We start from the raw sequence: 15,974 nt of genomic DNA on the forward strand, positions 1-15,974 counted from the left end.
CATGAAAAAGGGGGGACTTGTTTCAGTCGGTACAGACGGTCTGAGTCAGGTCGGGTTCTTACAGACACCCCCTTTCCTCCAGCACTTCTTCCAGAGCCGCGGCAAAGCTTTCCATGAGGGATTTTTCCCGTAAGGTGACGCGGATATGGTTGGGGTAGCGGAATCCCGTCATGGTGCGAACCATATACCCTTTACGAATCAGTTTGCGATAGGCAATCTGATCGTTGAACGGAAGTCTTGCGATGATATAGTTGCCTTCACCGGCTATGACGGTGAGCCCCATTGCTGTCAGTCTGGATTTCAGCCAGTATTTGGATTCCCATACCATCCGGCGGGTTTTTGCAATGTGTTCTTTGTCTCCGAAGGCGGCCATGGCTGCCTGCTGTGCGGCGCTGTTGATGGAATACACGATACGGGTGCGGCAAATATCAAAAACCGGATCTTTCTGGCCTATGAGGTACCCGATACGCAGGCCTGCAAGGCCGTACATCTTGGAAAAGGTACGAAAAATAAGAAGGTTGGGGTGTTCGCTCAGAAGTGCGAGGGTATCGGGAAAATCCACATTGTCCACAAATTCGCAGTAGGCTTCATCCACCACCACCATGGCTCTGCCATCCACGGCTTCCAGAAAATTTTTCAGGGTTTCCCTGTCCCAGAAGGTTCCGGTGGGGTTGTTGGGATTGCAGATGAAGAAAATTTTGGTTCGCTCATCCATGAAAGCCAGCATGGCTTCCGGATCAAAACCGTGATTCTTCATGGGCGTGAGCCTGGCTTCCACACCGGAAAATTCTGCCACCCACTCATATACGGCAAAGGTCTTGTCTGCGGTGATGATGTTGTCACCGGTTTCGCAATAGGCGGAAATGACAAACTGGATGATCTCGTTGGCCCCGTTGCCGCAGAGGATCTGATCCGGGGAGATGCCGAGCCGTTCTGCCATATGGCAGCGAAGGTCAAAGGCATCTCCGCTGGGGTAGATGGCCATTTCACCGGGCTTCAGTGTACGGATGGCTTCCAGAGCCGCAGGCGGAGGTCCAAGGGGATTTTCATTGTTATTGAGGCGATGGAGAACGGGGATGTCGTAGGCCTCCATCAGATAGTGATCGGGGCGGGAGGGTATGTACGGATCGATTTCCCGGATGAACTGGGGAACCAGCATGGAAGGGTGTTTTTTCATGCCAGATCTCCTTTCCCATGGAGCCGGGTTTCCAGTATGAGCAGATCTCCCTGCGCACCCCCTCCGGGCAGCAGGAGCACAGGTGTGAAGTTTTGTCGGGAGAGGGCGGGAATGAGGGATGCCTCTTCTGGTATAGCAAGGTCAAGGTGCATTTCGCAGAACTCTATCCCTTCTTTCTGAAGCCACTCAAGGTGGCCCTGAATGTTGGAAGCCATGTCTTCTCCGCCCATGAGAAGGCGCATGCGGCTTCTTTTTTCTTTTCTGTGAAGGGCAGTGGAAAATACACTGGGGCCTCTGGCTTCAGCAAGGGGTTTTTCCATCAGAATTTTTTTTCTTGGCAGGTCCTGGGTGCTTACCGCCGCTTCAATGAAAGTGGCAATCTCCGGTGTATAGTGGAGGGAGCCGCCCGCATCATCGGAGAGAGGGAAATGCCAGGCTGGTCGTCTCCCTGAGCCCGAGTGGCCGCCCGCAGGGATAAAGTATTCTTTCGGGAAACAGTCTTCATCGAAAAGCCTTGTCAGTACGCCGGAAAAGGGTTTACGGCCCACGCGCTCCAGGCAGTGACAGGCCAGGTCTGCGGCCATGCGTTGCCTTTCTCCGTGGGAGAAGACAAAGGGACCATAGCCTGTAAGCAGGCGTCCTTCGTCGGGAATACAGAAGGCGGCACCGCAGATATGTCCGGATTCCGTTTCTGCCAGAGCACCGAAAAGCCGTCCTTCTTCCGTAAGGGCGGAAAGTTTTGCCGGATGAAAGTTTTTGGCAGTAAAGCCTCTGTTCCGCAGGTGGTGAAAAAGCCTTTGTCCGCAGACAGCCATGGTTCCCGGGGTTGGCCGGATGAGGCGGTAAAAACTGTGAGTGTTCAGGGGCTGTGGAGCAGGCACGTTCTGAGCAAAAATTTTTTCCACGGAAAAAAGCATGTGGAGGCGGCCGCTTCCGTCCCTTTCCAGGGAAAAGGAGTCTACCCACCGGCTGGCCAGTGCCAGCCCAAGGCCCGATGCCTCTTTTTCCAGATCCGGCCGCCAGGCAAGGTTGAATGCGGCAAGGTCCATCTCCACAGGTGGGCAGGTAAGCCTGAGCGTTATGCGGTCGGCCCTTTCCTGTACCTGTATGGAAAGGGGGGTGTTTTCCGGCAGTGCGGTGGAGACTTCTTCGGCTGCCAGTTGCATTTTATGCGAAACGGCGGGCATGACCAGCAGGTTCCGGCACTGAAGTTCAATGTGGGTGATTATTTCAGCAAGGGCCTTGGTAGATGTGTGGATGTGGAGGAGGGGGAGGGCTGTATTCATGACGGCTCCGGTCTGGTTCTGTGGGTTGGCGGATGCAACAGCTGCTCTATCTTTAATGGATGTACCGGGGCGTTGTCCAGTAGAGATCGGATTTCCCATGACATTGGGGTGGTTCTGATCTGTGGCAGAATCAGAAATGGATCTGGAGCCGTTTATTTGACCACCGAGAACCGAGGGAGCCCTTATGGTCCGGGGTGGTCCGGTATGTTTCACCATGTGGCGTTTTTTGAAAAGCCTGTCCGGGATCTGGCTTATGAATGGCGGATGATTTTGTTCTGTTTTGTTTTCATGGGTGAAACCAGAATGCCTAGGAGTTTTTTTTAACAGTGCATTGACATTTTTTGTCAAAAGCCGACAATAAATGTCAATGCACTGTTGTTTTTTTCGCTGGTTTTGATGGGTGGGAAAGGCGGGGTATGTCGCTGTTATCGCGACTGCTGTTGGTGGCCCGAAGATTGCTAGTCCGTTTGTCTGTCTTGCGATTTTTGAGAAAAAAAGAAAAAGCTGTTGACGATTATGATGAGCGGGTGTGTTGCCGTAGCCGCTCCTTCCGCCCTTCGTGTGCCGTTTAAAAAAGCAGCCGTTGGTTTTGATTGGCGTTACGATATTTTGCAGAATTCTTTTCGGATGTCGTGAATTACCATGGCTGGCAGGGAATGAAAAAATGAGAAAATTCAATCCTTTTGGTCTTGTTGTATGCATTGCGGTTATGATAGCCGGTTGTTTTTTCTCTGATACAGGCTCCGAAAGCGGTCTTGATACGGATTCGCTGCTAAGTGGCCTGTGGATCAGAAATTCCGGTGATGTTCTGCTGGTGAATGCGGAAAATGGTCGTACCGTTCTCTCTCTCGCCCATGGTCAGGGTGTGGATGCCTATGCGATGAATAGCCGGGAGGAGCATATCTGGACTGTAAAGGATGGGGTTCTGAGGGGGTACGATTTTGAGGGTAAGATGTTTGCGGAAATGGTTGTTTCTGTAGACGGTCCGGCAGGGGAAGGCTGGGTCATGGTTGCCGATTTGGCCACGGCTGATATCTGGTTAGGAAGCGGAGGTACCGTATGGCATTATGGCATGGATGGTTCTTTGCTGGAAAGGATTCCTGTTGATGACACGGTACTGTCCCTTGCCTTACGTCCATCGGACCGGAATGTCTGGATTCTTGGTTTGAAAAGTTTGTACCGGTACGGGACCATGGGGCTTGATCTTGTGGATTTGTGGAGCAGTGGGGAAAAAGGTTCTCTTGCCTGGGATGAGGGTCTGGGAATGCTCTGGGTGGCAAGGTCTGGGAAGATGAGTCTGTACGATGACTCGGGATATCCTGTTGTTGAGAAAGGCTTTTCAGAAGGGATCCATAGTATATCACCGGATGGGTACGGCGGGATTTGGCTGAGTACGGAAGACATGCTTTATCGGATGCGTACGTCCGGCGACATATCGGTGGAAGTGGCTGCTTCAGGCATGATGGCGGAAGGCCGTATCAAGGCTATGACAGCCGATGGGCAGGATGCTTCTGTATGGATAGCCGGTCAAAAAGCCCTGACCCGGATTTCCAGCACGGGGAATCCCGTAAGGGTGTTTTCTCTGGAAGATATGGGAAGCCGTCACTCTGTTCAGGAGCTGGTCCATTTCAGTCGTATCCCTGTACCGGGTATGGCTTTTCATTCCCCTTTACCGGGAAGCTATGTGAATGACCCTGATTGCCCCATGGGTTTTTCCTTCGGAGACAGGGGCGTTGATGTTGATGCCGAAACCATAGGAATAAAAGCCAATGGAAGAGTCCTCCATGCCGCCTGTATATTTGGAGAAGGCTGGGCCGAATGCCGGCCTGAGAATTCCTTTGCGGATGGCAGGTTTTGGCTGCAGGCATCCATAAAGGACAGCTCCGGCATGCTGCTGGAAGCTGACCCCCTTTCCTTTACCGTGGATACGGTTCCTCCTGTGTTGCATGTGACACTCTCCGAAGAAGAAGTCTGGATGAAATCGGAGCGTCTGGAGGTGTCCGGCTATGTGAATGAGCCATCTCTTGTCAGTTTTAACGGCAGATATCTGGTGCTGGATGAGAATCATTCTTTCAGAACCCTGCATACTCTTACGGAGGGAAACAATGAGATAGTGCTTCTGGCAACGGACAGGGCAGGCAACACATCCCACCTGACAAGACAGGTTGTTCTGAAAACAGTTCCTCCCCATATCCCGGTTGAAGAGCGGATCCGTATGGAGTTTATGGATCATGGAGAGGTACTTGTGTGCGGTGCAGCCGGGGCTGTGGAAGCTTTTTCCATGGTGTATGTGCGTAATGTGCGGACCGGAAACCGTTTTTCTGCCATGGCGGATGAAAACGGGTCTTTTCGTGTACGCATTGATGCGCTGGATGGGGATCGGTTACAGATAGAGTGTGAAGACCGGGCTGGCAACGGGAGTCCTGTGCTGGATATGCGGCCCGGTAGCGAAGGAGGGCTTCCGCCGGATCCCGTCACCCAGGCTTTGGCGCTGGACGCAGGCGTTGTCACCAGCCTTGCTGATGCATCCCGCTTTCTTTATATGGGTAGCCATCCTGTCCAGCGAGGAGTTTTGGCAGGGACTATTGAGGTGGAGAGGGCTGCGGTTATCCGCGGTCGTGCGATTACCCGCGATGGAGAGGTTCTTTCCGGGGTTCGGGTCCGTGTCAAGGATGCTCCGAAGTACGGTCATACCCTGAGTCGGAGGGATGGCATGTTTGATCTTGCTGTAAACGGCGGCAGTACCCTTGTGCTGGAATATGAAAAGGAAGGATACCTTCCGGCCCAGCGTAAGGTGCAGCCTGTGTGGCAGGATTATGCCCTTGTTGAGGATGTGGCCCTGATTCCTCTGGACGGCCGGGTTACGGAGGTGAATTTTGGCCCGTCATCGGACTTTCAGGTGGCCCGTGGCAGCGTGGAAGAGGATGCGGACGGCAGGCGTCAGGCGACTTTGTTTTTTCCCCCCGGCCTTGATGCCGCATTGGTGATGCCCGACGGCAGCCGTCGTCCCCTGAGCAGTGGTAAGGTACGCGCCACAGAATATACCGTGGGTTCCAACGGGCCTGCGGCCATGCCGGGTGAACTTCCTCCCACAACGGGATACACCTATGCGGCAGAGCTTTCTTTGGATGAAGCCATTGCCGCCGGTGCAAAGGAGGTACGTTTCAGCAGCCCCGTTTATCTCTACCTTGAAAACTTTCTTGATTTTCCCGTGGGCGGAATTGTTCCCGCAGGCTGGTATGACAGGGAGCGTGCTGCCTGGATTCCTTCCGGTGATGGGCGTGTGGTGAAAATTCTTTCCGTAGAATCGGGCCTTGCCGTTCTGGATGTGGACGGCAGCGGTCAGGCCGCGGATGGGGAGGCCCTCCGTGCCATGAACCTTGAAGAAGCGGAGCTCCGTCATCTGGCAAGCCTGTACGGTTCAGGGCAGAGCCTCTGGCGTACGCCCATCCCCCACTTTACTCCCTGGGATTGCAACTGGCCCTATGGTCCGCCTGAGGAAGCCATTTTACCGCCCAGGCCGAAGCCCGATGAAACGACACTTCCTCCCCCTCCACCACCGAAGGATCTTTGCAAGGCTCCCGGCTGCGTCATTGATGTGCAGGCACAGGGGCTTGGTGAAGAGATTGCTGTGGTGGGTACCCCCCATACCCTGCATTACCAGAGTCTGCGCAGCCCCGGTGCTGGGAATAACTATGTGGATGTTCGGGTGCGGGGTGAAGGGGTTCTGCCCTCTTCACTGCAGAATATAACGGCCAGTGTGGTGGTTGCGGGCTGCCATCTTCAGCGCAGTGAAGAGCTTTCTCCAGACGTGTGGCGTTATGTCTGGAATGGCAGGGATGTTTACGGACGTAAGCTTGTGGGAAATCACAGCGCCAGGGTAACGGTTTATTATCATTATCCGGCGGTGTATTATCCGCCCGGAACCTGGTGGTCCCAGACCTTTGCCCGTGTAGGGGCAGCGGGAGGGTCTATTGGACGTATCGGACGATCAGATGTTGTGATGACGCAGACCTATGAGGTGGATTTGTCCGCAGGGTTGCCTGCTTCACCCCTGAATGGGTGGTCCTTTGAAGCCCACCATATCTACGACCCCAATAACCGTATCCTTTACACGGGGGATGCCAGGGAAGAAAAGGGGATTCATTTTGATCTGGCCCTGCGTACCCTGGCCAAAACAGGGAGTGTGAGTGCCCTTGCCCCCGCCGATGATGGCGGGTTCTGGGTGGCCGCCGCTCACCGTATTTTCCACCTTTCCCGAACAGGCACCCTTACTCCCGTTGCGGGAACAGGGGAGGCAGGATTTGGAGGGGACGAGGGGTCTGCTCTGGATGCAAGGCTCCATACACCCCGTGCCCTTGCTTCCGACGGCGCAGGCGGTGTGTATATGGCTGACAGTGATAACCACAGGGTGCGCCATGTGGATAGAGAAGGGATTATCCGTACCTTTGCTGGAACCGGTGAGTGGGGTTTTGGGGGTGACAATCAGGACGCAAGGGAGGCAAAACTGAGATCTCCATCCGGGCTTGCCTTTTATCCCGGACTCGGGCTCTATATTGCCGACACGGGAAATTCCCGCATCCGCCATGTGGGGATGGATGGCCTCATCATCACCGTGGCCGGCGGGGGCTTCAATGGAACCTGGGTTAACTCGCCTTGGAACCTTTCCTTGGACAGGGAGGGACGGCTCTATATTGTATCAAATCAAGGCCGCGTGATGCGTCTGGATCTGGACGGCAGGATCCGTATTGTGGCCGGAGGCGGCAGTGCCACAGGAGACGATGTTTCTGCCACCGAGGCAAATCTTTTTTCTCTAAGCGGTGTTCTTGGGACCCCTGAAGGCTTTTATGTAAGGGAATCGAACCGTATCCGTTTTGTGGGACCGGACGGCCGCATCCAGACCGTGGTGGGTGGCGGTACAGAACCCTTTACCGAAGGTATCGTTGCCACGGGTTTTTCTCTCTCAGGCACAGGCGCCATGGCCCTCAACGGCGAAGGCAGGCTTCTGTTGGGGCTTTCCCATGGGGTGGTGCTGGCGGAGCCACCTTTTCCGGGCCTTGGTTCCGGGAACATCCTTCTGCCTTCCAGAGATCGTGGACAGCTCTTTGAATTTGACAATAGGGGCAGACACTTGCGTACCCTGGACGCCCTTACGGGTGTACCCTTCCTTTCCTTTGAATATGATGATGCCCATCGCCTCACGGGGATTCTTGACCGCAATGGTGGCAGAACCCGAATTGAGAGGGACCATGTTGGGTCAGCTTTGGCCCTTGTGGCTCCGGAAGGTCAGCGGACCCTTCTTGAGCTAGATGGGGAGGGCTGGCTCTCCGGGGTTGAAGACCCCGCAGGCGGCAGGCATGTCATGGCCTATGGAAAGGGTGGGCTTCTTACGGTCTATACCTCCCCATCCGGCCATACGGATCGCTTTACCTATGACAACAGGGGGCTTCTCATCCGCAACGAGACCCCGGACGGAGGGGGCTGGACCCTGGCACGCGCGTTCAAGGGTGATGGGTACTCCATCACCCTTGAAAGTGCCGAAGGCAGGGTCAGCAACTATGAGACCCTGTCCCGTTACAATTGGTGGAGCAAAAGTCATACTTTTACCATGCGCAACACCCATACGGATGGCACCGTGTCTGAGGCCACGAATAGTGGTGGAGGTTCTTCTGTCCGGTCTCCGGACGGTACGCACTCATCCAGCACGTTGATGCCGGACCCCCAGTTTGGCATGGCTGCCCCCATGGAGAGAAGCACTGTCCAGATTCCGGGGCGCAGCCCCTTTACCACCCGCACCACCCGCACGGTGGAACTTGCGGCAGACGGGGGCATTTTCCCCGCTTCCTTTGAAGAAAGCAGCCATATCAATAATGAGGTATTTACAAGACGCTACGAGGCTTCGGACCGCAGCTGGACCTTCCGGACCCCCGAAGGCCGGAGTCAGCGGATTGTCCTTGATGCACTCGGCAGGCCCGTGGAAGTTATGGAAGAGGGCCTTGCCCCCGTCCAGACCCGTTACGATGAAAAGGGCCGTCCTCTGCGGGTATTCCAGACGGCATCGGAAGGTTCAAGGGAGCTTCGCTTTGATTACCATGACTCCGGCCATGCTTCGGGCTGGCTTGCCGGAGTTACGGACATTTATGGTCGGCGTATGGCCTTTTCCTATGACGAAGCGGGCCGCATCACGGAGCAGGCCTTTGCCGACGTCCGGAGCATACGCTATGCCTATGACCCGGACGGCAGGCTTTTGAGCCTGACACCGCCGGGGCGCAGCAGTCATGTTTTTTCCTACGACACAGGCGGTCAGATGGAGGCCTATACTCCGCCCGGCCCTGGCCTTACCCATTACGCCTACAACCGTGACCGGGATCTTGTGTTCGTAACAAGGCCGGGCGGCAGGCGTATGGAGCTTGATTACGATACGGGCGGTCGCCTTGCCACCCTAACCATGGACCGGGGCAGTTACCTTTACACCTATGATGAAACCACGGGCAGGCCCAAGAGTGTGGAAGCGCCGGACGGCGGCAGGGTCACCTGGACCTGGAATGGTTTTTTGAACACGGAAGAGGCCTGGGCAGGGGAAGTAGCAGGTTCTGTCACCCGTCAGTATGACAACAACCTGCGTCTTTCCAGTCTTAGGGTGAATGGTCAGAGGATTAACTATACCTATGACCGGGATGGCCTTCTCATAAAAGCCGGGAACCTTACCCTTACCCGCGACGGCGCAAATGGCCTTGTCCGAGAAACCGTATTGGATAGTGTCCGGCTGAAGCAGACCTGGAACAGATTTGGCGAGCTTGAGGGTCTGAATGGCGGTCAGGAGCAGGGTTATCTGGATCTGAACTTGTCTCACTACCTTGTAAACGAGCCTGTGGTGAGGGTGGAAGCGGAGGTTGCCCGCGCCCACCGTGTGCTGGTACAGGGCGAGGAGCTGACCCGTGAAACAGGAGGCCGCTTTGCGGGTAGTATCCTTTTGGATGGTCCGGGGCAGCATACCCTGGAAGTGGAAGTGTATGATGCGGGCGGAAACCGGGCAATCCGGAGCAGTATGGGTGTAAGGTATCAGGACATCTCTATGACGGGGCTTCACATGTACTGGATTTTTGCTCTGGGTCCGGATGGTACCCTTTATTATAAAGATGGCAGGGACTGGCTTGGTAAAAGGATGCGGCCGGATATGGCCGTTCCTGAGCAGCCGGACTGGCTTGGGGGTGTGGATGCCCTTGCCTTTGTTCCCGGTGTAGCTGATACCCTTTACCTTGTGCGGGAGAGGAAGCTGATTCGCCGCAGTGGCGGTACGGAGTCCGTGGTTCTGGATCTGGAAACCCATGGAATATTTGGTGTACAGTCCATTGCCGCTGGTCCGGAGGGTGAGGTGGTTCTGGCCAACTGGGATGGTGTCTGGCGGCTGGATGCGGATGGTAGGCTTGCTTTTATGGGGTTTCAGGATAATGGAGAACCTAAGCTGGCCGCCTCTTCCGCAGGGATTATGGTTTACTGGTCCAGAGATCTTGCCGTGCCGACAGGTGTTTTGAGCGGTGCTTCGGCGTCTGAACCAGAAGGAAGGGTTTATCGTATTACGGCAACAGGACTTGAGCCTTATCTTGCCATCGATCCGGACTGGTTCTGGGGTTGGAATAGCATGGGAATGGTTGCCACGGATGATGGCCGTGTCTGTGTGATGCTGCATGAAGAGCTGGGCTGTGTGGATGCCGATGGTGCAGAACTTCGTATCCCTATGGAGCGGGACTACAGAGATGTTGTGACCGACGGAAGGCATCTGTATGGTGTGTACACTCATGGGGACAGCAATCTCTACCGTCTGGAAGATGGTGGAGATGTCGCCTTGTTTGGAGGGCAAAGCGTCAGCGCCACCCTTCACATCAGGGGAACGGCAGGTGGATCGCTGTTTGCCACAGGCTACACCCGTGACGGGCTTGGCCGCATCACTGAAAAGCGGGATAACGGAGACAGCGAAGCCTACGAATATGACGAGGCAGGCAGGCTGATCTGTGTCACCCGCAACGGCGAGACCCGGAGATTCGGGTATGACGCCAACGGCAACCGCACCCGCGAGAACGGGGTGGAGGTGGCGGTCTATGACGCCGAAGACCGCATGCTCCGCCATGGAGACAGGCAGTATGCCTACACCGACAGCGGCGAGCTTGTCAGCATCACGGAAAACGGCAGCCGTACAGGCTTTTGCTACGATGATCTGGGCAACCTCGTGGCCGTGGATCTTCCAGGCGGCCGCAGCTTAAGCTACCTCATCGACGGCCAGAACCGCCGGATCGGCAGGAAGGTGGACGGGGTTCTGAAGCAGGCCTTTTTGTATCAGGACAACCTCAACCCCATTGCCGAGCTGGACGGGGAGGGCAAGCTTGTCTCCCGCTTTATCTACGGAGACAGGTTCCATGTTCCCGCCTACATGGAAAAAAACGGCAGACGTTATCGCATCATCAGCGATCACCTCGGCAGCCCCCGCCTTGTGGTGGACGCCCGAACAGGTGATGTGGTGCAGGAAATGGCCTATGACGTCTGGGGCCGCATCATCCTCGACACGAATCCCGGGTTCCAGCCCTTCGGCTTTGCAGGGGGCCTCCACGACCCCGACACCGGCCTTGTGCGGTTCGGAGCCAGGGATTATGATCCCGTAACCGGCCGCTGGACGGCCAAAGACCCCATCCTCTTTGCTGGCGGGGACAGCAATCTCTATGGGTATGTGCTCAATGATCCGGTGAATTGGATTGATCCAGAGGGGTTGAAATTGTCTCCGGGGCAAAATGGTGCAGTTGCTGTTGCAAGTGCTGTTGCAGCTACCGTTGGAAGTGTAATTGGTGGTCCTGGTGGAGGAGCATTTTTTGGAGGCATTACGGGAGTTGTTCTTTCTGCTGCCCTTGGGGGTGATATGAATGATGTTGTAAATAATGGTGTATCGGGTGCCATTACTGGAGCTGCTGGTGGTTTGTTTGGCCAACTGGTAAAAGCTGCCGGAAGAAGAGCTTTTGGCCATGGAATATTCGGTTATGGTATTGATTTGATGGCATATGGGGGTGACCCATTGTTTAATTTTAATGATTCTCCATGTTATTAAGGTTATAAACATGAAAAAACATTATGCTTGCTTATTCTTGTGCTTAATGGGTTTGTTTGGATTTTATGGAGTTATTGACGGACTTTCAAGAAGTAATGACAGTCTGTTGTTGTCTGCTTATGAAAGTTTTTTTGTAAAATATTCACTTATATTAGCACTTGCTGGTTGGTCTTGTGCGTCAATATTGATAGCCTATTTAGTCTGTGTTGAATATATAACTCACGATTATTATAATGCCAGCAAATATGACCAAGCTAAAACAAGTTTTGTAATTATGACATCAACAATGCCTGCATGGATATTTTTTTATATTACTATATTGCATACTACATCTGAGCACAAAATAATTTATGTTTTATATGGTTTGTTTCTATTTATCTATGTTGATAGTATTTTTACCTTATGCAAGAAAAAATCCGAATAGTCTTTGCAGGGGTGAAGTAGGACGGAGCAGACCTTTGCCGACGGCCGGAGCATCCGCTATGCCTATGACGCGGACGGCAGGCTTTTGAGCCTGACCCCGCCGGGCCGCAGCAGCCATGTTTTCTCCTATGACGCAGGCGGTCAGATCGCGGTCTATGCCGAGTCTCATTTCTGACGGAACCCAGCTCTACGGCCTTCATGGTTATCAGAACAGCAATCTCTACCGCTTGGAAGATGATGGAGAGAGGGCCTTGTTTGGAGAGCAAAGCATCAGCGCCACCCTCAGCATCACTGGAACGGCAGGGGAATCATTTTTTGCCACAGAGTACACCCGTGACGGCCTTGGCCGCATCACTGAAAAGCGGGAGAACGGAGACAGCGAAGCCTACGAATATGACGCCGCAGGCAGGCTGATTCGTGTCACCCGCAATGGCGAGGCCCGGAGCTTCGGGTATGACGCCAACGGCAACCGCACCCACGAGAACGGGGTGGAGGTGGCTGTCTATGACGCAGAAGACCGCATGCTCCGCCATGGAGACAGGCATTATGCCTACACCGACAGCGGCGAGCTTGTCAGCATCACGGAAAACGGCAGCCGTACAGACTTTCGCTACGATGATCTGGGCAACCTCGTGGCCGTGGATCTTCCAGACGGCCGCAGCTTAAGCTACCTCATCGACGGCCAGAACCGCAGGATCGGCAGGAAGGTGGACGGGGTTCTGAAGCAGGCCTTTTTGTATCAGGACAGCCTCAACCCCATTGCCGAGCTGGACGGGGAGAGCAAGCTTGTCTCCCGCTTTATCTACGGAGACAGGTTCCATGTTCCAGCCTATATGGAAAAAAACGGCAGACGTTATCGCATCATCAGCGATCACCTCGGCAGCCCCCGCCTTGTAGTGGACGCCCGAACAGGTGATGTGGTGCAGGAAATGGTCTATGACGTCTGGGGCCGCATCATCCTCGATACGAATCCTGGATTCCAGCCCTTCGGCTTTGCAGGGGGCTTGCATGACCCCGAGACCGGCCTTGTGCGGCTCGGAGCCAGGGATTATGATCCCGTAACCGGCCGCTGGACCGCCAAAGACCCCATTCTCTTTGCTGGCGGGGACAGCAATCTCTATGGGTATGTGCTCAATGATCCGGTGAATTTTATTGATCCGGAGGGGTTGGCTGGTATTGCGATTGATTTTGGCGGGGGGTATGCATCAGGTGATGGCGAGCTTGGTGGTCGCTATTCTACGGGTAAGGATTATGGTTCTGGGTTTTTTATTGGGGTTAGGGGTGAGGGTGATAATCATGCACAGCTAGGTGCCTTTACCTATGAAAATACAACGGGAAAGGTTCCGGGGCATAGGTTTGGTGGTGGTGTTAATTTTACTTATTACAATAATGATGCACGGGAGTTTTTTTGTGGAGATCTTAACTATGTTTCATATAACTTATTTGGTTTTTCTGGTGTAGTGTATAGAGATGATAATAATGCTGTAAAAGGGTGGGGGGTAAGTATGTGGGGGCGTGGTTTTGGTTTGACGGGAAGGGAAACAGGGAAAAGCTCAACAACATCTTCATATTTTTTACAAAAATAAACCTTGTGTGTTCGTTATTGTTTTTGTTGCTAAAAAGTCATTTTCTACTCGACGTAGATAAAAAGGCCTTATCATAGGCCGTCTAAAACGGGTTCAAATTTTTGTCCGGTTTTTAGCAGCTTGCCAAGCAGCTTTCAGCTGTATGCCTTGTAGAATAGCTATCAATGCCATCGCTACCTTTGAAAGATAGCGAGGCTATGGGACACGCAGAACCGTATAAGGCTTTGATAATTCTTAGATTTGATGTTTTTTTGATCGGGTTTTGGTCTGATGCTAAAAACCGGTGAAAAAAAAGGACGTTATTTTATGGATTTTAGACGGCCTAGCCTTATCATTGCTATCAGATCTGAAAGAGCGGATGCTTTGTCGAGAGTGCTGTTCTGATTTTATTGGGTTTTCTTTTTTTCGTAAGAAAGATTCAGTTATATTATGTGTGATAATAATAATATTTTTAAACCGATTATCTTTTTTGGATATTTCCTTATTTTGATGGGGGGGGCTTCAATGTTTGTGTTTGTTATTGAATATCGTTTTTTTGAGTATTTATTTTTAAAATATTTTTGTTTTATTGTGTCAATTTTTCATTTGTTTGTAGGGCTAGGAATCATTTTTAAAGAAAAATGGGGATATTATCTTTTTAAGCTATATCTGTATTTAATAGCTGTCGGATTTCCTATAGGGACATTGATTGGATTAAAAATGCTAAAGTATATCAATGATAATAATATAAAAAGTCGCTATTTTAAGGGTTTTTAGGCTCTGTTGACATTTCGTTTTTTCAGTTTGATTAACCTTATTGATTGAAAGAGGTTAGGTCTATTTGTGCAATCGATCCAGTCTATTGATAACTGCCTGAATTAACGTGCTATCTGGTCAAATGTCAACAGGGCCTAGTTTTGGTACAACGCTCTTCACGGTTATCAGAACAGCAATCTCTACCGTCTGGAAGATGGTGGAGAAGTCGCCTTGTTTGGAGCTGTCAGCATTACGGAAAACGGCAGCAGCACAGGCTTTAGCTATGATGATCTGGGCAACCTCGTGGCCGTGGATCTTCCCGACGGCCGCAGCTTAAGCTACCTCATCGACGGCCAGAACCGCCGGATCGGCAGGAAGGTGGACGGGGTTCTGAAGCAGGCCTTTTTGTATCAGGACAGCCTCAACCCCATTGCCGAGCTGGACGGGGAGGGTAACCTTGTCTCCCGCTTTATCTACGGAGACAGGTTCCATGTTCCAGCCTACATGGAAAAAAACGGCAGGCGTTATCGCATCATCAGCGATCACCTCGGCAGCCCCCGCCTTGTGGTGGATGCCCGAACCGGTTATGTGGTGCAGGAAATGGCCTATGACGTCTGGGGCCGCATCATCCTCGATACGAATCCCGGGTTCCAGCCCTTCGGCTTTGCAGGGGGCTTGCATGACCCCGAGACCGGCCTTGTGCGGTTCGGAGCCAGGGACTATGATCCCGTAACCGGCCGCTGGACCGCCAAAGACCCCATTCTCTTTGCTGGCGGGGACAGCAATCTCTATGGGTATGTGCTCAATGATCCGGTGAATTTTATTGATCCGGAGGGGTTGGCTGGTATTGCGATTGATTTTGGCGGGGGGTATTCGACTGGCTGGGGTGGTGGTAATGGTGAAGGGGGAGCTGCTGGAACAGGCGTGTATTTTGGTGCGACTAATTGGTATGCTGAATTTGGAGGTTTTACATATCAGCAATTCACAGAGGATATAGGAAAAACACCAAATGCCTATCTTGGGGCTGGAGCCAATCTTACATTTTACTTTACAGATGCTAATAAGTTTTTTCCAGGGTATATGAATTATACAAAATATGTCATTGGACCAGTATCAATGGTTATTTCTGAGGATCCATGCACAGGATCGCCAACAGGAATAACCTTTGGTTTTTTAGGGAAAGGTGCGGGTTTAGCTATCCATGAAAAAGGAACAACATCAGGTCTTCAAGGTGCATTGCAATAGGCTAAAACAGAGGTGTTGAAATATGAAGAGGCGTAAAGATTTTTTATACAACCCAATATTTAGGGTGAGTATTTATGCTATGGCTTGGGTATTTATTAGTTGTTTTAAGCTGATTGTACTTTTCCCTCAAAACGACAATCAAATATTGAATGGCTATAGGGACGGGAAACATTTTCCTGCCTTTGTTATTGGTTTTGTTTCTGGTTTTATTATCGAATTGATTTTTTTAGCTCTGGTCTATAATCAAATGGTTTGGAGTTTTAAGACTGTTGGGTTGTTGTTTTTTGTTTATATATTAATTGCTTTGACTGGGGTGTTGTCTTTGATTAAGTTTAGAGATTATGAGAAGTTGAGATAAATCAGTAAAGAATTTAGAACTCAAGTTTCGGACTTGAGTTATTGAGATAAAATTTGACCATTTTGATTGC

At 52.3% G+C, this 15,974-nt stretch carries 8 protein-coding genes; 6 read left to right on the plus strand and 2 right to left on the minus strand.

Annotated elements, in window-relative coordinates; translation table 11 throughout:
- Positions 1–58: 58 nt before the first annotated feature.
- Both hisC and OOT00_RS04730 read right to left on the minus strand, forming a co-directional pair.
- Positions 59–1,177, minus strand: coding sequence for a histidinol-phosphate transaminase (hisC, locus tag OOT00_RS04725; protein ID WP_265424145.1), 1,119 nt, complete (start codon positions 1,175–1,177; stop codon positions 59–61).
- Positions 1,174–2,463 (minus strand): hypothetical protein, encoded by a 1,290-nt coding sequence (locus OOT00_RS04730; protein ID WP_265424146.1) that lies wholly within the window; start codon positions 2,461–2,463, stop codon positions 1,174–1,176. The genes hisC and OOT00_RS04730 overlap by 4 nt, the downstream gene beginning before the upstream one ends.
- A 664-nt stretch (positions 2,464–3,127) precedes the next feature.
- On the opposite strand from OOT00_RS04730, the gene OOT00_RS04735 reads away from it, so the two are divergent.
- The 6 genes from OOT00_RS04735 to OOT00_RS04760 all read left to right on the plus strand — a co-directional run bounded on the left by OOT00_RS04735 (position 3,128) and on the right by OOT00_RS04760 (position 15,904).
- Positions 3,128–11,557, plus strand: a complete 8,430-nt coding sequence (locus OOT00_RS04735; RefSeq protein WP_265424147.1) for an RHS repeat-associated core domain-containing protein — start codon at positions 3,128–3,130, stop codon at positions 11,555–11,557.
- A gap of 10 nt (positions 11,558–11,567) precedes the next feature.
- On the plus strand, positions 11,568–11,981 hold the full coding sequence (locus OOT00_RS04740) for a hypothetical protein (protein ID WP_265424148.1): 414 nt from the start codon (positions 11,568–11,570) through the stop codon (positions 11,979–11,981).
- Positions 11,982–12,135: 154 nt separating this feature from the next.
- Positions 12,136–13,566, plus strand: a complete 1,431-nt coding sequence (locus OOT00_RS04745) for an RHS repeat domain-containing protein (protein ID WP_265424150.1) — start codon at positions 12,136–12,138, stop codon at positions 13,564–13,566.
- A gap of 429 nt (positions 13,567–13,995) precedes the next feature.
- Positions 13,996–14,322, plus strand: coding sequence for a hypothetical protein (locus OOT00_RS04750; RefSeq protein WP_265424152.1), 327 nt, complete (start codon positions 13,996–13,998; stop codon positions 14,320–14,322).
- Positions 14,323–14,532: 210 nt separating this feature from the next.
- Positions 14,533–15,546: an RHS repeat domain-containing protein gene (locus OOT00_RS04755; RefSeq protein WP_265424153.1), complete on the plus strand. Its 1,014-nt coding sequence runs from the start codon at positions 14,533–14,535 to the stop codon at positions 15,544–15,546.
- Positions 15,547–15,568: 22 nt separating this feature from the next.
- Positions 15,569–15,904 (plus strand): hypothetical protein, encoded by a 336-nt coding sequence (locus OOT00_RS04760; protein WP_265424154.1) that lies wholly within the window; start codon positions 15,569–15,571, stop codon positions 15,902–15,904.
- The last annotated feature ends 70 nt before the right edge of the window (positions 15,905–15,974 follow it).

Origin of the sequence: Desulfobotulus pelophilus, from assembly GCF_026155325.1 — a bacterium.
Classification (GTDB): Bacteria; Desulfobacterota; Desulfobacteria; order Desulfobacterales; family ASO4-4; genus Desulfobotulus; species Desulfobotulus pelophilus.

Excerpts from the sequence above, each read along its gene's own strand:
- OOT00_RS04760 (WP_265424154.1), top strand. The coding sequence starts at position 15,569 with ATGAAGAGGCGTAAAGATTTTTTATACAACCCAATATTTAGGGTGAGT.
- OOT00_RS04730 (WP_265424146.1), bottom strand. The coding sequence starts at position 2,463 with ATGAATACAGCCCTCCCCCTCCTCCACATCCACACATCTACCAAGGCC.
- OOT00_RS04750 (WP_265424152.1), top strand. The coding sequence starts at position 13,996 with ATGTGTGATAATAATAATATTTTTAAACCGATTATCTTTTTTGGATAT.
- OOT00_RS04735 (WP_265424147.1), top strand. The coding sequence starts at position 3,128 with ATGAGAAAATTCAATCCTTTTGGTCTTGTTGTATGCATTGCGGTTATG.
- hisC (WP_265424145.1), bottom strand. The coding sequence starts at position 1,177 with ATGAAAAAACACCCTTCCATGCTGGTTCCCCAGTTCATCCGGGAAATC.
- OOT00_RS04740 (WP_265424148.1), top strand. The coding sequence starts at position 11,568 with ATGAAAAAACATTATGCTTGCTTATTCTTGTGCTTAATGGGTTTGTTT.
- OOT00_RS04745 (WP_265424150.1), top strand. The coding sequence starts at position 12,136 with ATGCCGAGTCTCATTTCTGACGGAACCCAGCTCTACGGCCTTCATGGT.